Below are 19968 nucleotides of genomic sequence, written 5' to 3'. Positions count from 1 at the left end.
CATGGGCGTCACCTTCAATTTTCAATACTGTACTTATCTAATATTGATAGTTAATGTGCTGATAAAAACGCACACGTAAATCTTGCCGAGTTGGGTTGAATGCCAGCTCATCGGTCACTTCATTAATTGCGCTTTGAACTTGGTTCATAAATCGACCATAACCAATATCATGCTTATCTTTATCTGCGGCTGCAATCACGAAATGCAGCACGTCAACTAAGCTCTTGGCATCCCAGTAATGCTGTAATTGGGGTTCTTTCGTGCTGCAATCAAAGGTCAATTTTTGTAGTTCACTGTTGCTTTGCGCATTATCGATATGGCTATTGCGCACTATAGGTCGGGTACCATTAGCGATAAAAGCCCCCAGTGTTAATTGGCGTTTTTCACATGCGCGTTTAAACGCATCAAAAATATACTGATAAAATTGTGTGTAGTTTGCTTCGTTAAGCATATGCTGGAATTGCGTTTTTATCGCACGCGTCACTGGAATTGAGAATCCCGCATAGGTCATTTCACTGTGCTCACTTGGTAAGTGACATTGACGAGACTGATAACGAGGGTAGAGGCTTCTTAATTTATAACCGTAGCTTTCTTTATGGCCTTTTGCTTTTGCAAACATGTCATAAGTAAGGTGTTGGTGATCGCGAATTTTTAGCGAAGATTGGTTGCTTAACAGCTTATCTTGTAAGCTGCTAATGACACGCTGTACTTTATGATGAAACTGGGCTGCATTAGCCCTAATTTCTTCACCGGTTGCCAAGAATAAGAAGCGAATCTTTTTACATTTTTCATCATCAGAAGCAAATATAGTGTGGGCTTCATGGTATTGAGGATTATAAAAAAACAGAATTTGTTTGGCGGTTTCTAAGCTATATGCTTCATCGTGATAACGAACCACGGGTAGTTTATCATTTGCGATTAGATGAACATTGTGAAGTTCATATTCGTCGCATAGTGCAAATAATTCCCTTGCAAGACGCTTATAACTGCAGTTAACTGAGCTAAACTGCGCGAAAAACTCATCGTTTGGTTTAAATTCAACTAGCACATATTGGTTTGCACGTGCTGAGCTTGGAATATAGACTCGATGTTGATTGAGCGAAGCCATCTTTTTTCCTTATTAAAAGTAAAACTGTCGGGACTATATCGCTACTGGATGATCATTTTATTGCGTTAGAACAATTTTTTTACCGATTTTGTCGAGTCTGTGAACTATGTATTCAACAATCGACTTAATATCTTCAATAAACATGATTCAACTACTGTATGTTAAGGTTTGTTTTTGTAATAATGCATTAGTTTTGTCACCATGCAATATTCAGAGGATTATGCTCCTATGGCGGAAATTGAGAATCGCCCAAGTAACTTTATTAGAACGCGTATTGATGAAGATCTCGCAAGCGGTAAGCATGCGACTACGCACACGCGTTTTCCACCAGAACCAAACGGTTTTTTACACATTGGTCATGCAAAGTCGATTTGCTTAAACTTTGGTATTGCCAAAGATTATCAAGGTCTTTGTAATTTACGTTTCGATGATACGAATCCAGAAAAAGAAGACATCAATTACGTAAATTCGATTAAAGAAGATGTGCAGTGGTTAGGTTTTAAGTGGGATGGTGAAATCAAGTATTCATCTAACTATTTCGATGCGTTATACGGCTATGCGGTTGAGCTTATCGAAAAAGGCCTTGCGTATGTGTGTTTCTTATCGCCAGATCAAGCGCGTGAATACCGTGGTACATTAAAAGAGCCAGGTAAAAACAGCCCATACCGTGACACACCAGTTGAAGAAAACCTAGCGCTATTTGAAAAAATGCGTAATGGCGAATTCAAAGAAGGCGAGTGTGTACTTCGTGCAAAAATCGATATGGCAAGCTCATTCATGGTATTACGTGATCCGATTATATATCGTGTCCGTTTTGCTCATCACCACCAAACAGGTGACAAGTGGTGCATTTACCCAATGTACGACTTTACGCATTGTATTTCTGATGCGTTAGAGGGCATTACACACTCATTATGTACGCTTGAGTTCCAAGATAACCGTCGTTTATACGATTGGGTATTGGATAACATTAGCCTTGAGTGTCATCCGCAACAAATCGAGTTTTCACGATTAAATCTTGAGTACACCATTATGTCTAAGCGTAAATTAAACGACTTAGTGGTTAATGGTCATGTTGAAGGGTGGGACGACCCGCGTATGCCAACGATTGCTGGTTTACGTCGTCGTGGTTATACACCTGCATCAGTACGTGAGTTCTGTTCTCGTATCGGTATCACTAAACAAGAGAACATGGTTGAAATGGGTATGCTAGAAGCATGTATCCGTGAAGACCTAAATGAACATGCACCACGTGCAATGGCAGTTCTTGATCCGGTGAAGATTGTTATCGAAAACTATGACGCAGATAAAGTAGAAACGTTATCTGTTGCAAATCACCCGAATAAAGAAGAGATGGGCCGTCGTGATGTGCCTTTCACGCGTGAACTTTATATCGAGCGTGAAGACTTCCGTGAAGAAGCAAATAACAAGTTCAAGCGTTTGGTCCTTAATAAAGAAGTACGTTTACGTGGTGCTTATGTAATTAAAGCTGAGCGTGTTGAAAAAGATGAAAATGGTGAAATTACTACTATCTTCTGTTCTTACGATCCAGAAACTCTGGGTAAAAACCCAAGTGATGGTCGCAAAGTTAAAGGTGTAATTCACTGGGTATCAGCAAGTGAATCTATCACAGCTGAAGTACGTTTATACGACCGTTTATTTAACGTACCAAACCCAGCTGCTGCCGAAGACTTTAACGCAACTTTGAACCCAGAGTCACTCGTGGTGCTTGCTAACGCTAAAGTTGAACCGTCACTTGCCAACGCACAAGCAGAGCAGGGCTTCCAGTTCGAGCGTATGGGTTACTTCTGTCGTGATAGCAAAGCTGAAACATTAGTATTCAATCAAACTGTAGGTCTTCGTGATTCATGGGCGAAGATTGAACAAAAAGGCTAAACCTTTTAACTAAATTTTTAAGTTTCTAAGCTTAATAAAAAACCCTTTCACTTTTAAAGTAAAAGGGTTTTTTTATAACGATTAAAACTTAAGTCAAATTAGAAATAACCGCGAATACCTAAGCTGAAATTACGACCTGGTAGTGGTGCTTTCTCTTTAATAAATGAGCTGTGTACGAAACCTAGCTCATCGGTTAAGTTATCAATATTAATATAAAGCTGTGTATCTACAGGGCCTAAATCGAGTTGGTAGTTAGCAGATGCATCAAACAAAGTATAGCCATCAGTTTTTGTTTCATAGGCTGTGATATCTGACTGCTCAAAATAATGTGTACCTGTTAAGCTAAACTGCCAATCTGCAAATGTGTATTGTAATTCAGAGCCAAGTTTATTGGCTGGCACACGTGGTAAATAGCCTTCACCATCCTTTAATTTCGCAGTTGTTGAATCACCAAATACTTTTACTAATGCACTCGGTGTAACTTGGTAATGAACATCAAACTCAACACCGTAAAGTTTTGCATCTTTACTCGCGAATTGATAAACCGCCATTGCATCTTCATCAGCATCCGCTGCTGACTCTAAACCGTGCTCTTCATCAAATACTAAGCCTGTATTTTGTTGGTAGTAGTAGTTTTCAATATCGTTATAGAAGAAATTAACTGTGTAACCAAAATCGCCAATAAAACGGCGGAAGCTTAAATCAAAATTGGTGGCAGTTTCTTGATCAATATTTTCCGGTTCAAAATGAATTTCACCATCCTCAATGTGATAACCAAGGCCCAATTCATAGGTACTAGTAGCAATGTGCACACCATTTGATAGTAGCTCAGCACTCAGTGGTGCACGCTCTGAACGTGACACACTTAGAGCAACACTTTGACCTTCTTGATATTGCCAAATCGCACCTGCAGATAAGCTAAGGTTTGTGAAATCTTCGCTGTAGCTGATAATTTCAGCTTCTTCGTGTGCTTCTTCCTCGTGGTCATCTTCATGATCGTGATGGTGTTCACTCATGGTGATATCTGAGTCAATTTTGTAATCTTCGATTCGTGCACCTAGCTCAACCGTAACGTCACCAAATTGTCTTTCTTCGAGTAAAAATAATGCGTTTGAAGTTGTGGTGCTGGCAGGGGTAAAGGCTTCTTCACCGTCTGCATCATAATCAGACTCATAAAAGTGATAGCCTGCTATGCCATGCCACTGTCCTAATTTATGCTCAACAGTGGCACGTGCTTCTGTTGTTTCGTTATGAAAAACAGTGCCGATTTCTCCACCTTCAATTTCGGCATGTTGATAATCAGTGTAACCGACACGAAGCGTAATATTTTCGATCCAGTTATCGTGCAATGCATAGCTCATGTAACCTTGCCAACGGTCTTGTTCTAAGCGTGCAAATACTGATTCTTCATGCTCTTCTTCACCTTCATGATGCTCACCTTCTTCATGCTCGTCATGTTCATGATGATGGTGTTCATGAGCAGGAATACCATAGTCAGTTTCAATACGACCATAGGACATGCCTACCGTTAAATGTTCACCTACATAGCTAGTACCAAAATTCAGCGTTTCGCTGTCGATAAATGTGTTTTCTACGCTGTTAGCTGTTTCATGCTCTTCACCTTCATGTTCTTCGTGTTCTTCAGGAAGCTCGAAGGTAGGGGTTTCATAATCGTGGCCTTTACGCTTAGTTCCGTCAAAATGGAAATTAAATCCGTTATTACCCGTTTCTAACTTAGCGGCGTAGGTATTGGTATTCGACACTGTATCGTGAGTGTATTGTGCAGCGCCGGTTAGCGTATCGATGCTATCGGTAGGGATGCGATTATCAACGACGTTTACTACACCACCAATCGCACCTGAGCCATAAAGTAGGGTAGCAGGGCCGCGAAGTACTTCGATTTGTTCAGCAGCTAAGCTGTCGTTAGATGTGGCGTGATCTGGGCCTATACGTGAGGCATCGCTGCTATCAAGACCATTTTGGGTGATTTTTACACGTGGACCATCTAAGCCACGAATAATTGGACTTGATGAAACTGGGCCAAAATAACTGGCATTCACACCAGGTAAGCCTTTTAGTGTTTCACCTAAAGTTGGCTTGGCTTTGTTTTTTAAATTATCACCAGCAAGTACATTAACCGGTGAGATCATTTCTAAACTATTTTTATGTAGGGCTGATGCATAAACAACAACAGTTTCAACTGACGTCGGTGTTAGATTGACGACAACAGATTGGCTGTCACCAGAAATTTCTATACGTTTATCAATGTAGTTGTCTTTACTTATGTGGAGTTGGCCTTTGTTATCTACATCAATTTTAAATTGACCTGATTTGTCCGTCACCACTGTTTGTGATTTACCGTGAACATGAATTTCGGCATTTGCAATGGGTTGTTGCTTATCGTCTAGAACTTGACCTGAGATAACAGCTGCAAAGCTCGAATGTGAAAATAAAGCTGCTGCAACGGCACTTGAAAGTACTGTAAGTTTATTCATCGTTCCTACTTCTGAGTTTATTATTAATAATCTTGATATAATATAACACCTCATTTATGGCAAAACAATGACGTTATAGTATAACTTTTGTTTTGTCGCTATTTACTATACATCGGCTATACTCAAGACACCTTACTCGTGTAAAGGTTAACAGCTATGTCTGATAAAAATAGGGTATTCAAGGCACAATTTAGTATCGCTAATTTACGCCAGCACCGTAATCATTCTAAGGTATTTACTACTGCGTGCGAGCGCTCAGAAAGCTACCAGCACTTTGTTCTTAAATTATTAAGTTATTGTGTATTTGCATATAATGAGGATGCTGTGCTTAATGCAAAATCAGATCGTTCGGAGCCTGATGTTGCTATCAAAGCATTAGATGAGCACTATATAACTTGGTTAGTCGTTGATGAACCCGATTTTCCCACTCTCAGTAAAATGGCGAAAAGGGTGGATGAATTATGGGTAGTGACAACATTGGATGGTGATTGGCTGAATGAATATCAGCATTCACTTGAACTGATCAGCAATGGACATTTGATTGCCTTTGATCATCAATTTATCGATGATTTAGCGTCACACCTAACCAAAAACCTACAGTGGGATGTCACTATTGATGAGCATGCAATCAGTGTTGCAGATAAGCTTGGTTTTTATCAGAGTAAGCAATTAGTTTGGCACTAAAGCTCAATGGTTATCTTACCATTGGGCTTACTGCAACATAGTAAAACTTCGCCTTCTCGCACAAAAGCAAGCGGCTCTTGATTATACTTGACGCTCCCTTCAACTAATTTTGCACGGCATGCACCGCAGTAACCTTCTCGGCATTGGTAGGGGACATCTATTTTTTGTTGTTCTAGGCATTCAAGGAGAGATGAACAGCCAGAATCAAACTCTACATTCTGGCTGTCTGTTCCTGCAAGGATAACCTGTGCAGTGATGTTAGTGCTCATTACAGGTCGAAGTCACCAAAGTCAGATGCATCAACTTGAGAGTCGATTTGACCAACTAGATAAGAGCTAATTTCAGCTTCTTGAGGGGCAACTTGTACATTGTCTGATACCAACCAAGAGTTGATCCAAGGAATAGGATTGCTCTTACTTTCAAACTGAGCAGGTAAGCCTACCGCAGTCATACGTGCATTAGTGATGTATTCAACGTATTGGCATAAGATATCTTTATTTAGACCAATCATAGAACCATCTTTGAATAAGTATTCTGCCCAATCTTTTTCTTGCTCGGCAGCTTCGACAAACATTTGGATCGCTTCTTCGCGGCATTGTGCAGCAACGATCGCCATTTCTGGGTCGTCCTTACCATCTTGCATAATGTTTAGAATGTGCTGTGTGCCAGACAAGTGCAGTGCTTCATCACGCGCAATTAACTTGATGATTTTCGCATTACCTTCCATTAATTCACGCTCAGCGAAAGCAAATGAACACGCAAAACTTACGTAAAAACGAATGGCTTCTAGGATGTTAACCGACATCATAGCAAGGTAAAGCTGCTTTTTAAGATCAAATAAGCTTACTTTGATTTCTTTACCATTAATAACATGTTTACCTTCACCATATAAGTTATATAGCGATACCATGTTGATTAAATCATCATAATATTTAGTTACCGCATCAGCGCGCTCACTGATTTTTTCATTGCTTACAATATCATCGAAGATAAGCTCAGGAGATTGCGTTACGTTACGAATAATATGCGTATAAGAACGGCTGTGAATAGTCTCGCTGAATGCCCATGTTTCGATCCATGTTTCAAGCTCAGGGATTGATACAATCGGCAGTAAGGCAACATTTGGAGAGCGACCTTGCACACTATCAAGTAGTGTTTGATATTTTAGGTTACTCAAAAAAATGTGTTTTTCATGATCAGGAAGCGCTTGGAAATCTAAGCGATCTTTACTTACGTCAACCTCTTCAGGGCGCCAGAAAAACGATAATTGTTTTTCGATTAGCTTTTCGAAAATAGGGTACTTTTGTTGATCGTAACGTGACACGTTTACTGTTTGGCCGAAAAACATCGGTTCTTGTAATTGGTTATTATGGTTTCGACTAAAAGTTGTATATGACATAGTGATTTCTCAAAAAACAGTCAGGACAAAGCGGGCTAATGAGCCCGCCTTTGTTATGTTATTAATTTAATTAGATTTTACAAGCGCCGCCTGCACAACTGTCATCTTCAACCTCAGGTGTTAACTCATCTTGAGAGTCAGATGCACCGTCACGGGTGTTGTGATAGTACAGGGTTTTAACACCGAGTTTATACGCAGTTAGTAAATCTTTTAATAGCACCTTCATAGGTACTTTACCGCCTTCGTACTTAGATGGATCATAGTTCGTGTTTGCAGAGATCGTTTGGTCAACGAATTTTTGCATAATACCAACAAGTTGTAAGTAACCATCGTTTGAAGGAATATCCCACAGTAGCTCGTAGTTATCTTTCAGATTTTCATACTCTGGTACTACTTGCTTTAAGATACCATCTTTACTTGCTTTAACACTGATATGACCACGTGGTGGTTCAATACCATTTGTTGCATTAGAGATTTGCGATGATGTCTCTGAAGGCATTAGTGCAGACAGCGTCGAGTTACGCATACCGTGCTCTTTAATGCTGGCACGTAATGAATCCCAGTCTAAGTGAAGTGGCTCTTCACAGAACTGATCAAGGTCACGCTTGTAAGTATCTGTTGGCATAATGCCTTGAGAATACGTAGTCTCGTTAAATTTTGGACATGCACCACGTTCTTTCGCTAACTCATTTGACGCTTTCATTAGGTAATATTGAATTGCTTCAAATGTTTTGTGAGTCAGCGCATTTGCACTGCCGTCTGAGTAACGCTTGCCATTTTTCGCTAAGTAGTAAGCAAAGTTAATTACACCAATACCTAACGTACGACGACCCATAGTCGCGTTTTTAGCTGCTGGAACAGGGTAGTCTTGGAAATCAAGTAAGTTATCAAGCGCACGAACTGCAAGTTCAGCAAGCTCTTCTAATTCATCAAGTGATTCAATTGCACCTAAGTTAAACGCAGACAAAGTACACAGTGCAATTTCACCTTCTTCATCCATTACATTGCTAAGTGGCTTAGTTGGTAATGCAATTTCTAAACATAGGTTAGATTGACGAATTGGTGCCACAGTCGAAATGAACGGGCTGTGTGTATTACAGTGGTCAACATTTTGTAAGTAGATACGACCTGTGCTTGCACGCTCTTGTGCAAACATTGAGAATAACTCAATCGCTTTAATACGTTTTTTGCGAATTGACTCGTCTTGCTCGTACTTAACATATAGCTCATCAAACTTCGCTTGATCTTCGAAGAAGGCGTCATATAGACCAGGTACATCTGATGGGCTAAATAAAGTGATGTAATCATCTTTAATTAAACGGCTGTACATTAATTTGTTGAACTGTACACCGTAGTCAAGGTGACGAACACGGTTATCGTCAACACCACGGTTGTTCTTAAGAACTAATAAGTTTTCAACTTCTAAGTGCCATAATGGGTAGAATAGGGTTGCTGCGCCGCCGCGTACACCACCTTGTGAACAGCTTTTAACTGCTGTTTGAAAATGCTTATAAAACGGGATACAACCTGTGTGGTACGCTTCACCGTTGCGAATAGGGCTGCCAAGCGCACGAATGCGACCCGCATTAATACCAATCCCTGCACGTTGCGAAACATACTTAACGATCGCAGACGATGTCGCATTAATAGAATCTAGGCTATCACCACACTCGATAAGTACACATGAGCTGAACTGGCGCGTAGGCGTACGCACACCGGCCATGATTGGTGTTGGTAATGAAATCTTGAATGTAGATACTGCATCATAAAAGCGCTTGATGTAGTCAAGACGCGTTTCTTTTGGATAATCAGAGAATAAGCTTGCAGCAACTAAGATGTATAAAAACTGTGCACTTTCGTAAATTTCACCAGTAACACGGTTTTGAACCAAATATTTCCCTTCTAGCTGTTTTACAGCAGCATAGCTGAAGTTTAAGTCGCGGTTGTGATCAATATAAGAATCTAACTCATCGATTTCTTGCTCGGTATAATCAACAAGTAAGTGTTGATCATAACGTTTGTCTTCAACTAATTTCGTGATGTGATCGTATAAGCGTGGTGGCTCAAATTGGCCGTACGCTTTTTTACGTAAATGGAATACAGCTAATCGAGCAGCAAGATATTGGTAGTCAGGCGTATCTTTAGAGATCTGATCAGCTGCCGCTTTGATGATAGTTTCATGGATGTCATCGGTACGAATTCCATCGTAAAATTGAATATGTGATTTTAATTCAACTTGCGAGACAGACACGTTATTTAGACCTTCGGCGGCCCAAGCGATCACGCGGTGGATCTTATCTAGATCAAGTGACTCTTTACGGCCGTCACGTTTGCTTACAGATAGCTGTTGGTTCATAGTCTTGCCTGTATTCCTTGGGAAATTATATTTTTAGTGAAAACTTATTCTTCAGTATAATTTTTATTATTAAACACTAGATTGTGTGAATTGAATAACATTTAGCCACAATATCTGGTGTTCTTTAAATTGCAGATCACAAGATAGTGTGGTCTGCGATCATTTGCAAGGGACAGAAATGCCCCTATTTGTGGATAACTACTGGATAAGCGCATTGTGTTAGTGAGCATTAACCTTTGACCATTCATTGATGATGAAATTTGTAAAAATCAACTCAAGATCTAGAAAATTTACCGTTTTTGAAAATAAATTTTGACTGTTTTTTTTATCGTCAAAGAATGCTCAAAACTCAAACCGATCACAATATATAGTATCTAAATTTAAATATAGCACTATATATGGTTAAATCCATCACTAGGCGAATGCCAATTGAAATCAGCTTGCCAATCCAGAGCAGCATCAACACTAGGTATATAGCCCCATAAAGCAGTAGCACTATACATATTGGCTGCTTTTGCCGCTTGGATGTCGCGCTCCGCATCCCCTATATATAAACAACGACTGGGATCAACATTGAGGATCTCAGCAGTATGCAGTAGTGGATCTGGAGATGGTTTCGCCACGTCTAGTGTATCTCCACTCACCACAGCCATAGCATTACTTAAAGAAGGGATTGCTTTGACTAACGGTTCTGTTAAAAAACCTGGTTTATTAGTCATAATGCCCCATTTAATGTCTTTTTGTTCAAGTGCAACTAAGAGCTGCTCTATACCCTTAAAGCATTTACTGTGCACAGCAATATCTGCAGCGTAGTAGTCAAGAAGCTGCTGGCGCAAGGCGAGTTGTTCAAGTTCGGGCCATTTATCACCAAAGCCTACTTCTAATAATGCATTTGCACCATTAGAAGCTGCGGGGCGATAAACATGCTCAGCAACAGGCGCCACATTGGCATCAGCTAAGACACGGTTTAATGCGCCACCTAAGTCATCTGCGGTATCGAGTAGTGTGCCATCTAAATCAAAGATAAACGCATCAAAATCGATAGAGGGTGTTTGTACACCACTCATCAGACCAGTTTCTCAAAGTGAAGAATGTAATTAACACTGACATCATCATTTAAGCTGTACTGCTTAGAGAACGGATTATAGGTAAGGCCTGTACTGGCTCTTACTTTTAAGCCTGCCTCTTCTGCCCATGCAATAAGCTGTGCAGGTTTTATAAACTTCTTGTGGTCATGAGTACCTTCGGGCACCATTTTTAAAAGCTTTTCAGCGCCAACAATGGCAAATAAGTATGCTTTCGGGGTTTTATTTAATGTTGAAAAGAATACATCGGCGCCCGGTTTGGCAAGTTCTGCTACAGCACGAATAATAGAAGCAGGATCTGGAACATGCTCCAGCATTTCCATACAAGTGATCACATCAAAGCGAGCAGGGTGCTCTTCAGCAAACTCTTCTGCGGGTACTTTAATATAATCAACGGGCACGCCGGTTTCCAAACTGTGTAGTTTGGCAACGGTTAATGGCTCTTGACCCATATCGATACCAGTCACTTTTGCGCCCATACGTGCCATGCTTTCACTTAAAATGCCGCCGCCACAGCCAACATCTAAGGTTTCCTTATCAAATAAGCCGCCCACTTTATAGGCAACAAAATCCAAGCGAAGAGGATTTATTTCATGAAGAGGTTTGAACTCTCCGTCGCGATCCCACCAACGTTCTGCGATGGCTTCAAACTTTGCAATTTCTGCATTATCTACATTTTGATGTTCGGTCATAAAAAACTTCCTCGTCAATCTGAGGCCATTATATAGGGGTAAATTAATAAATCGCAAAGATTTAGCGCCTGTAAATCTAAATAAATTGTGATAGCATGGTCTGGAAATAATAACTAAAGCTCTGAAGACGGCGCTTTGCCTCTTTATGAGTCAATACTGAAGGAATGTGAAATCAAATGACTGATCTCGCCAATGAAATTCTGCCAGTCAATATTGAAGATGAATTAAAAAACTCCTACCTTGATTACGCGATGAGTGTAATCGTAGGGCGTGCATTGCCAGACGTACGTGACGGCTTAAAGCCTGTTCACCGCCGTGTTTTATTCGCAATGAACGAACTCAATAATGATTGGAATAAACCTTACAAGAAATCAGCACGTGTTGTTGGTGATGTAATCGGTAAGTACCACCCACATGGCGACAGCGCGGTATATGACACCATCGTTCGTATGGCGCAGCCTTTCTCATTACGCTATATGCTAGTTGACGGCCAAGGTAACTTTGGTTCTGTTGATGGTGACTCTGCGGCAGCAATGCGTTATACGGAAGTCCGTATGGCGAAAATGTCACATGAATTATTAGCTGACTTAGAAAAAGAAACGGTTGATTACGTACCTAACTACGACGGTACTGAGCAAATTCCTGACGTATTACCTACTAAAGTACCTAACTTATTAGTAAACGGTTCTTCGGGTATCGCGGTTGGTATGGCGACAAACATTCCACCTCATAACTTAACAGAAGTTATCAATGGTTGTTTAGCGCTTATTCAAAACCCTGATATGACAATTGCTGACCTTATTGAATATATCCCAGGTCCAGATTTCCCGACTGCGGCGATTATCAATGGTAAAAAAGGTATTGAGCAAGCGTACCTAACGGGCCGTGGTAAAGTTTATATTCGTGCTCGCGCTGAAATCGAAGTAGACGAAAAAACTGGCCGTGAGACGATCATCGTCCACGAAATCCCTTATCAAGTTAACAAAGCGCGTCTTATCGAAAAGATCGCTGAGCTTGTTAAAGATAAGAAGATTGAAGGTATTAGCGCACTACGTGATGAATCAGATAAAGACGGTATGCGCATCGTTATCGAAATCAAACGTGGTGATGTTGGTGAAGTAATCTTAAACAACCTTTATGCACAAACTCAGTTACAAACTGTGTTTGGTATGAACATGGTTGCACTAGATAACAACCAACCTAAGTGCTTTAACCTTAAAGAAATGCTTGAAGCGTTTATCGTACACCGCCGTGAAGTGGTTACACGTCGTACGGTATTTGATTTACGTAAAGCCCGTGACCGTGCTCACACGCTTGAAGGCTTAGCGATTGCTCTTGCGAATATCGATCCGATTATTGAACTTATTCGTAAGTCACCAACACCAGCAGAAGCAAAAGCAGCATTAACAGCACGCTCATGGGAGCTGGGTACTGTTAAAGCAATGCTTGAAAAAGCAGGTGAAGATAACGTTGCACGTCCTGATTGGTTAGCTGATGATTTAGGTATCCGTGACGGTCAATACTATTTATCTGAGCAACAAGCACAAGCAATTCTAGACCTACGTTTACACAAGCTAACGGGTCTTGAGCATGAAAAGATCTTAGACGAGTACCAAACACTCCTTGATCTTATTGCTGAGCTTTTATTTATACTTTCAAGCCCAGATCGCCTAATGGAAGTTATCCGCGACGAGCTAGTAGAAATTAAAGAGCAATATGGTGACGAACGTCGTACTGAAATCAGTGCAGCGGCTCACGATATCAGCCTTGAAGACCTAATTAATGAAGAAGACGTTGTTGTAACGCTTTCTCACGAAGGTTACGTTAAGTATCAGCCATTATCTGACTACGAAGCACAGCGTCGTGGTGGTAAAGGTAAGTCAGCAACGAAGATGAAAGATGAAGATTTCATCGAACGTCTATTAGTTGCCAATACACACGATACAATCCTGTGTTTCTCAACGGCAGGTCGCTTGTATTGGCTTAAAGTATATCAGTTACCACTTGCAAGCCGTGCGGCGCGCGGTAAGCCAATTGTTAACTTATTACCACTTGAAGCTGATGAACGTATTACTGCTATCTTACCGGTACGTGAGTACGAAGAAGATAAATACATCTTCATGGCGACTGCGTTTGGTACAGTTAAGAAAACACCACTGACTGCGTATAGCCGTCAACGTGCCAGCGGTATCATCGCTGTGAACCTAAATGAAGGCGATAGCCTAATTGGTGTTGATATCACTGATGGCACGAATGAAATCATGCTATTCACTGATGCGGGTAAAGTTGTTCGCTTTAAAGAAGCGGAAGAATCAGCTGTCGTTGATGAAAACGGCAATGCAGTTCTAGACGAAAATGGTAACCCAGAAATCCGCTTTAAAGGTGTACGTCCAATGGGCCGTACAGCGACGGGGGTTCGTGGTATTAAGATGGCGGACGATCAACGCGTGGTGTCATTAATCGTACCTAAGTCAGATGGTGCAATCCTCACTGTGACTGAAAATGGTTACGGTAAGCGTACGGCACTTGAAGATTACCCATCGAAGAGCCGTGCAACGCAAGGTGTTGTATCAATCAAAGTAAGCGAGCGTAATGGCGCTGTGGTTGGTGCAGTACAAGTTGATGACAACGACGAAATCATGATTATCTCTAATCGCGGTACACTCGTACGTACTAGGGTTAATGAGGTTTCTACAGTTGGTCGTAATACACAGGGCGTTATTTTGATACGAACTATTGACGAAGAGCAAGTAGTTGGTTTACAACGTATCGAAGAAATCGAAGTTGATGAGCTTGAAGCCATCGAAGGCGAGGCCGTTGAAGTAGTCGATACAAATCCTGAAGAAACGGGTGATAACCCACCTTCAGAATAACATTGATTTAAAAAGCGGCTTCGGCCGCTTTTTTTATTAGCACTATAATTACTGGAATGAGGCAAAGTAATGACTAAATATAATTTTTGTGCAGGACCGGCAATGCTGCCGCCGGCAGTAATGCAAAAAGCACAAAAAGAATTTATAGATTGGCAAGGTTTAGGTGTATCTGTGATGGAAATCAGCCATCGCAGTAGTGATTTCATAGAGCTCACAGCTAAATGTGAAGCTAGCCTGCGTCGTTTAATGAATATTAGCGATGAATTTGAAGTGTTATTTATGCATGGTGGTGGCCGTGGTCAATTTAGCGCTGTGCCATTGAATCTTCACCTTAATGATAAAACCGCTGTTTATTGTGAAAACGGTGTATGGTCGAAAGGTGCGACACAAGAAGCCGCAAAATTTACTGCTGTTGAAAGCATCAATGTTCGTGATGATGAGCAGCAAAATGGCCAGTTTTCTATCAAACCAGCGAGCAGCTGGAAATTACCTGCGGATGCATCGTACATTCACTATTGCCCAAATGAAACCGTAGATGGTATTGAAATTTTTGATGTGCCTTCACATCCATCAGCCCCCATTGTGGCTGACATGTCTTCGACTATTTTATCGCGTGAAATTGATGTGAATCAGTTTGATCTTATTTACGCTGGTGCACAAAAGAATATCGGTCCGTCTGGCTTATCGATTGTTATTATCCGCAAAACGCTACTTGAGCGCGAGGGCCTTGCAAAGCCAGGTATTCTTGATTACGCATTAGAAGCAAAACAAGGCAGTATGTATAACACGCCACCTACATTTGCGTGGTACTTAGCAGCTGAAGTCTTTGAATGGCTTGAAGCAAATGGCGGCGTTAAAGCCATGGAAGAGCAAAATATCGCAAAAGCAGAGCTACTTTACAATTTTATTGATAACTCTGATTTTTATAATAATAAAGTTGCTAAGCATTGCCGTTCACGTATGAACGTACCGTTTTGGTTAAACGATGAATCGCTTAATGACAAGTTTATCATTGAGTCAAAAGAAGCAGGCTTATTAGCTCTTGAAGGCCACCGTATTGTCGGTGGTATGCGTGCAAGTATCTATAACGCGATGCCGTTAGAAGGTGTTCAAGCTTTGGTTAATTTTATGGATAAATTTGCCAAGGAGAACAGCTAATTATGGAACAGCTTCGTCTTGAACCGATTACAAAGGTAAATGGCAGTGTGACACTGCCTGGCTCAAAAAGTTTATCAAACCGTATTTTACTGTTAGCAGCGCTGGCAGAGGGCACCACAGTTGTAGAAAACCTACTTGATAGTGATGACATTCGTCATATGCTAGGTGCACTAAAACTTTTAGGCGTTAATGTATCGCTTAACGAAGACAAAACAGTGGCAACTGTCGAAGGTGTTGCCGGTAAATTTAAAACACCTAGCGAGCCGCTATTTTTAGGCAATGCCGGTACTGCTTATCGTCCACTTACAGCTGTTTTAGCTGCTGTTGAAGGCGAATACCAACTGGTGGGTGAGCCTCGTATGGAAGAGCGCCCAATCGGCCATTTGGTTGATGCGCTACAAGCACTTGGCGGTGATGTTGAATACCTAAAAAGCAAAGATTATCCACCACTGGCCATTAAAGGCGGCAAAATCAACGGTGGTAAAGTTGACATTGATGGCAGCATTTCAAGTCAATTTTTAACTGCATTATTAATGGCGGCCCCGCTATTTAATGGCGACACAGAAATCACTATTAAAGGCACCTTGGTATCAAAACCTTATATCGATATCACCCTTGATGTGATGAAGCGTTTTGGCGTTACTGTGAGCCATGACAATTACGAAACGTTTTACGTTAAAGGCTGTCAACAGTATCAAGCACTTGAGCGTATTATGGTTGAAGGGGATGCATCTAGTGCTTCTTACTTCGTTGCGGCAGCTGCAATAGCGGGCGGCGAAATTGAGATCAATGGGGTAGGTGCTGCATCTGTTCAAGGCGACATTGGCTTTGCTAAAGTCATGGAACAAGTTGGCGCTAAAATCGATTGGTACGATGAAAAGCTGGTGGTTCGTAAGGGAGAGCTTAACGCCGTAGATATCGATGCCAATGCAATCCCAGATGCCGCAATGACGCTGGCAACTGTTGCGCTTTTTGCAAAAGGTAAAACGGCCATTCGCAACATTTATAACTGGCGCGTGAAAGAAACAGATCGCTTATATGCCATGGCCACAGAGCTTCGAAAAGTAGGTGCTAAAGTTGTTGAAGGGGAAGATTTCATCGAAATTACACCACCTAAAACATTTAACGATGTAGCGATTGATACCTATAACGATCATCGTATTGCCATGTGCTTTGCGATGGTGGCAGTTGGCGGTAAGCCAATTACCATTAACGATCCTAAGTGTACATACAAAACTTTTCCAACGTTTTTCAAAGTACTAGAGTCTGTCTCAAGTCAATAAAACAGAAGAAAATATAAAAAGTTACACTCTAAATGCGGATCTATTATCAGAACTGACGTATAATATCGCGGTTTTATTTTGGTGTGCATTGCAGGAGGTTATAAATGCAGGCGTTATCAATGCCCGTTATCACCATAGATGGCCCAAGTGGTTCAGGTAAAGGAACTGTTTGCCGCTTGTTAGCCGAGAAATTAGGTTGGGATGTATTAGACAGCGGTGCGATTTATCGTGTGTTGTCACTTGCGGCACTCCATCATCAAATTGAATTAGACAATGAAGAAGGTCTTGTTCCTCTTGCTGCAAATTTAGATGTGCAATTTTTGGTTGATAGCCAAGCACACACATCGAAAATTATTTTGGAAGGCGAGGATGTCACAACCACAATTAGAAACGAAGAAGTAGGCGCTGCTGCCTCAAAAGTAGCAGCACTGCCGCGAGTTAGAGAAGCATTGTTACGCCGCCAGCGAGCATTTAGAACTGAAAATGGTTTAATTGCTGATGGTCGTGATATGGGAACGGTTGTGTTCCCTGATGCACCACTGAAGATATATTTGACTGCCTCTGCTGAGGAGCGCGCGCGTCGACGTTTTACAGAGTTGAACGAACGTGGTCTAGATGTTACACTAAGTGGTCTACTTGAGGATATAAAGGCGCGTGATCATCGCGATATGAATCGTGAAGTTGCGCCGCTTGTACCTGCAGATGACGCCATTGAAATCGACACAAGTGATTTTAATGCAATGCAAGTGTTTGATAAAGTTGTAACTTTGTTAGATGAAGCCGTGCTTGCAGGTAAGCTTCCTAAAGCTAAAAAGTAAATTTTTAAGGTGCCGGCAGGAGGCCAGTGCTATTTTAACAACCCCATGCAGCATGGTTGCTAATTGGTTATTTAATTATTTAGAGACGTATAATGTCAGAAAATTTTGCGCAGTTATTTGAAGAAAGCCTAAAGGGTTTTGAAGCAGAGCAAGGCTCTATCGTTAAAGGTACAGTTATCTCAATCGAGAACAACATCGTACTTGTTGATGCTGGTCTTAAATCTGAGAGTGCAATCCCTGCTGAGCAATTCAAAAATGCTGCTGGTGAACTAGAAGTTGCTGTTGGCGACGAAGTAGATGTTGCACTAGATGCAATCGAAGACGGTTTCGGTGAAACTATCCTTTCTCGTGAGAAAGCGAAGCGTCACGAAGCATGGATCCGTCTTGAGAAAGCGTGTGAAGAGCAAGAAACTGTTACTGGTGTTATCAACGGTAAAGTTAAAGGCGGTTTCACTGTTGAAGTTGATTCAATCCGTGCTTTCCTACCTGGTTCACTTGTTGATGTTCGTCCAGTACGTGACACAACTCACCTTGAAGGTAAAGAGCTTGAGTTCAAAGTAATCAAGCTTGACCAAAAACGTAACAACGTTGTTGTTTCTCGCCGTGCAGTTATCGAATCAGAAAACTCACAAGAGCGTGAAGAACTTCTTGCTAACCTTGTTGAAGGTCAAGAAGTTAAAGGTATCGTTAAGAACCTTACTGACTACGGTGCGTTCGTTGACCTTGGTGGTGTTGACGGTCTACTACACATCACAGACATGGCGTGGAAGCGTGTTAAGCACCCTTCAGAAATCGTTAATGTTGGCGACGAAATCGCAGTTAAAGTTCTTAAATTCGACAAAGAGAAGACTCGTGTATCTCTAGGCCTTAAACAGCTTGGCGAAGATCCATGGGCAGCTATCGCTGGTCGTTACCCAGAAGGTTCTAAGCTTTCTGGTCGTGTAACTAACCTTACTGACTACGGTTGTTTCGTTGAAATCGAAGAAGGCGTAGAAGGTCTAGTACACGTTTCTGAAATGGATTGGACTAACAAGAACATCCACCCTTCAAAAGTTGTTTCACTAGGTGACACTGTTGAAGTTATGGTTCTTGAAATCGACGAAGAGCGTCGTCGTATTTCTCTTGGTCTTAAGCAATGTATTGCTAACCCATGGCAAGAATTTGCTCGTCTACAAAACAAAGGCGACCAAGTTACTGGTAAGATCAAATCAATCACTGACTTCGGTATCTTCATCGGTCTTGAAGGCGGTATTGACGGTCTTGTTCACCTTTCAGACATTTCTTGGAACACGCCAGGCGAAGAAGCTGTACGTGAATTCAAGAAAGGCGACGAAATCACTGCTATCGTATTGCAAGTTGACCCAGAGCGTGAGCGTATCTCTCTAGGCGTTAAGCAAATCGAAGCTGACCCTTTCAATAACTACCTGGACGCAAACAAAAAAGGTGCTATTGTTAAAGGTAAAGTGACTGAAGTTGATGCTAAAGGCGCAACTGTTGAGCTAATCGAAGGCGTTGAAGGTTACATCCGTGTAGCTGATATCGCTCAAGAGCGTGTTGAAGATGCTACAACTGTAGTTTCTGAAGGCGACGAAATCGAAGCGAAATACGTTGGTGTTGATCGTAAGAACCGCACTTTAAGCTTATCAGTTAAAGCTCTTTTCGAAGCAGAAGAGAAAGAAGTACTAGAGAAGCTTAAGAAAGAAGAGCCTGCGTTCGAAAACGCAATGGCTGCAGCATTCAAAAATGCTCAAAAAGACTAATCTATAGTCTTTAATTGGAAGGGCAGTTTTGCCCTTCCTTTATCTCTTTTTAAGGAAACGTTATGACTAAGTCAGAATTGATAGAACAACTAGCTGAACAACATGCACATATCCCAGTGAAAGATGTTGAAAATGCCGTTAAAGAAATTCTTGAACAAATGGCCGGTTCATTATCTAGCTCAGATCGTATTGAGATCCGTGGCTTTGGAAGTTTCTCATTGCATTATCGTTCTCCACGCACAGGTCGTAATCCAAAGACTGGCGAAACAGTTGAGTTAGACGGTAAGCACGTACCACATTTTAAACCAGGTAAAGAATTACGTGATCGCGTAAATGAGAGTATTGCCTAGTTTTATACAGG

Annotated in this window: 15 protein-coding genes; 8 read left to right on the top strand and 7 right to left on the bottom strand. The window is 41.3% G+C overall.

Annotated features, from left to right (window positions below; genetic code table 11):
* Positions 1 to 37 precede the first annotated feature (37 nt).
* Positions 38 to 1108 carry a DUF3083 family protein gene (locus L3V41_RS13490; protein WP_062569013.1) on the bottom strand — a complete coding sequence of 357 codons (1071 nt, stop codon included), beginning with the start codon at positions 1106 to 1108 and terminating at the stop codon, positions 38 to 40.
* 228 nt (positions 1109 to 1336) lie between these two features.
* Between L3V41_RS13490 and glnS the strand changes: the two genes are divergently transcribed.
* The gene (gene glnS, locus L3V41_RS13485; RefSeq protein WP_237127928.1) at positions 1337 to 3004 is read left to right on the top strand and encodes a glutamine--tRNA ligase; all 1668 of its coding nucleotides are present in this window, start codon (positions 1337 to 1339) and stop codon (positions 3002 to 3004) included.
* Between the two features lie 98 nt (positions 3005 to 3102).
* Here glnS and L3V41_RS13480 read toward each other — a convergent pair whose 3' ends face one another.
* Entirely contained in the window at positions 3103 to 5499 is a 2397-nt protein-coding gene (locus L3V41_RS13480; protein ID WP_237127927.1) for a TonB-dependent receptor, read from the bottom strand.
* A gap of 156 nt (positions 5500 to 5655) precedes the next feature.
* Between L3V41_RS13480 and L3V41_RS13475 the strand changes: the two genes are divergently transcribed.
* Complete coding sequence (locus tag L3V41_RS13475) at positions 5656 to 6183, top strand: YaeQ family protein (RefSeq protein WP_237127926.1); 528 nt, start codon at positions 5656 to 5658, stop codon at positions 6181 to 6183.
* Here L3V41_RS13475 and yfaE read toward each other — a convergent pair.
* The 5 genes from yfaE to ubiG form a co-directional block, all read right to left on the bottom strand.
* Complete coding sequence (gene yfaE, locus L3V41_RS13470; protein ID WP_062569017.1) at positions 6180 to 6452, bottom strand: class I ribonucleotide reductase maintenance protein YfaE; 273 nt, start codon at positions 6450 to 6452, stop codon at positions 6180 to 6182. The two genes, L3V41_RS13475 and yfaE, sit on opposite strands and share 4 nt — an antisense overlap.
* Positions 6452 to 7582, bottom strand: coding sequence for a class Ia ribonucleoside-diphosphate reductase subunit beta (gene nrdB, locus L3V41_RS13465; RefSeq protein WP_062569018.1), 1131 nt, complete (start codon positions 7580 to 7582; stop codon positions 6452 to 6454). The genes yfaE and nrdB overlap by 1 nt, the downstream gene beginning before the upstream one ends.
* Before the next feature lie 70 nt (positions 7583 to 7652).
* Positions 7653 to 9938 carry a class 1a ribonucleoside-diphosphate reductase subunit alpha gene (gene nrdA / locus L3V41_RS13460; protein ID WP_062569019.1) on the bottom strand — a complete coding sequence of 762 codons (2286 nt, stop codon included), beginning with the start codon at positions 9936 to 9938 and terminating at the stop codon, positions 7653 to 7655.
* 392 nt (positions 9939 to 10330) lie between these two features.
* The gene (locus tag L3V41_RS13455) at positions 10331 to 11005 is read right to left on the bottom strand and encodes an HAD-IA family hydrolase (protein ID WP_237127925.1); all 675 of its coding nucleotides are present in this window, start codon (positions 11003 to 11005) and stop codon (positions 10331 to 10333) included.
* Positions 11005 to 11715 (bottom strand): bifunctional 2-polyprenyl-6-hydroxyphenol methylase/3-demethylubiquinol 3-O-methyltransferase UbiG, encoded by a 711-nt coding sequence (ubiG, locus tag L3V41_RS13450; protein ID WP_237127924.1) that lies wholly within the window; start codon positions 11713 to 11715, stop codon positions 11005 to 11007. Before ubiG ends, L3V41_RS13455 begins: the two co-directional genes overlap by 1 nt.
* 176 nt (positions 11716 to 11891) lie before the next feature.
* Between ubiG and gyrA the strand changes: the two genes are divergently transcribed.
* The 6 genes from gyrA to ihfB all read left to right on the top strand — a co-directional run bounded on the left by gyrA (position 11892) and on the right by ihfB (position 19957).
* Positions 11892 to 14588 (top strand): DNA topoisomerase (ATP-hydrolyzing) subunit A, encoded by a 2697-nt coding sequence (gene gyrA / locus L3V41_RS13445; RefSeq protein ID WP_062569022.1) that lies wholly within the window; start codon positions 11892 to 11894, stop codon positions 14586 to 14588.
* A gap of 69 nt (positions 14589 to 14657) precedes the next feature.
* Positions 14658 to 15746: a 3-phosphoserine/phosphohydroxythreonine transaminase gene (serC, locus tag L3V41_RS13440; protein ID WP_237127923.1), complete on the top strand. Its 1089-nt coding sequence runs from the start codon at positions 14658 to 14660 to the stop codon at positions 15744 to 15746.
* A gap of 2 nt (positions 15747 to 15748) precedes the next feature.
* Entirely contained in the window at positions 15749 to 17029 is a 1281-nt protein-coding gene (aroA, locus tag L3V41_RS13435; RefSeq protein WP_237127922.1) for a 3-phosphoshikimate 1-carboxyvinyltransferase, read from the top strand.
* Positions 17030 to 17133: 104 nt separating this feature from the next.
* The gene (gene cmk / locus L3V41_RS13430) at positions 17134 to 17847 is read left to right on the top strand and encodes a (d)CMP kinase (RefSeq protein WP_062569025.1); all 714 of its coding nucleotides are present in this window, start codon (positions 17134 to 17136) and stop codon (positions 17845 to 17847) included.
* Between the two features lie 92 nt (positions 17848 to 17939).
* On the top strand, positions 17940 to 19607 hold the full coding sequence (gene rpsA, locus L3V41_RS13425) for a 30S ribosomal protein S1 (protein ID WP_062569026.1): 1668 nt from the start codon (positions 17940 to 17942) through the stop codon (positions 19605 to 19607).
* 62 nt (positions 19608 to 19669) lie between these two features.
* The gene (gene ihfB, locus L3V41_RS13420; RefSeq protein WP_062569027.1) at positions 19670 to 19957 is read left to right on the top strand and encodes an integration host factor subunit beta; all 288 of its coding nucleotides are present in this window, start codon (positions 19670 to 19672) and stop codon (positions 19955 to 19957) included.
* Positions 19958 to 19968 lie beyond the last annotated feature (11 nt).

The organism is Pseudoalteromonas sp. L21, from assembly GCF_021728035.1.
GTDB lineage: Bacteria > Pseudomonadota > Gammaproteobacteria > Enterobacterales > Alteromonadaceae > Pseudoalteromonas > Pseudoalteromonas arabiensis.
The sequence above is the reverse complement of the archived record's forward strand: the minus strand, read 5'-3'. Positions and strand labels throughout refer to the sequence as shown.

Coding starts and splice junctions, on each gene's coding strand:
- L3V41_RS13490 (WP_062569013.1), bottom strand. CDS start 1,108: ATGGCTTCGCTCAATCAACATCGAGTCTATATTCCAAGCTCAGCACGT.
- glnS (WP_237127928.1), top strand. CDS start 1,337: ATGGCGGAAATTGAGAATCGCCCAAGTAACTTTATTAGAACGCGTATT.
- L3V41_RS13480 (WP_237127927.1), bottom strand. CDS start 5,499: ATGAATAAACTTACAGTACTTTCAAGTGCCGTTGCAGCAGCTTTATTT.
- L3V41_RS13475 (WP_237127926.1), top strand. CDS start 5,656: ATGTCTGATAAAAATAGGGTATTCAAGGCACAATTTAGTATCGCTAAT.
- yfaE (WP_062569017.1), bottom strand. CDS start 6,452: ATGAGCACTAACATCACTGCACAGGTTATCCTTGCAGGAACAGACAGC.
- nrdB (WP_062569018.1), bottom strand. CDS start 7,582: ATGTCATATACAACTTTTAGTCGAAACCATAATAACCAATTACAAGAA.
- nrdA (WP_062569019.1), bottom strand. CDS start 9,938: ATGAACCAACAGCTATCTGTAAGCAAACGTGACGGCCGTAAAGAGTCA.
- L3V41_RS13455 (WP_237127925.1), bottom strand. CDS start 11,005: ATGAGTGGTGTACAAACACCCTCTATCGATTTTGATGCGTTTATCTTT.
- ubiG (WP_237127924.1), bottom strand. CDS start 11,715: ATGACCGAACATCAAAATGTAGATAATGCAGAAATTGCAAAGTTTGAA.
- gyrA (WP_062569022.1), top strand. CDS start 11,892: ATGACTGATCTCGCCAATGAAATTCTGCCAGTCAATATTGAAGATGAA.
- serC (WP_237127923.1), top strand. CDS start 14,658: ATGACTAAATATAATTTTTGTGCAGGACCGGCAATGCTGCCGCCGGCA.
- aroA (WP_237127922.1), top strand. CDS start 15,749: ATGGAACAGCTTCGTCTTGAACCGATTACAAAGGTAAATGGCAGTGTG.
- cmk (WP_062569025.1), top strand. CDS start 17,134: ATGCAGGCGTTATCAATGCCCGTTATCACCATAGATGGCCCAAGTGGT.
- rpsA (WP_062569026.1), top strand. CDS start 17,940: ATGTCAGAAAATTTTGCGCAGTTATTTGAAGAAAGCCTAAAGGGTTTT.
- ihfB (WP_062569027.1), top strand. CDS start 19,670: ATGACTAAGTCAGAATTGATAGAACAACTAGCTGAACAACATGCACAT.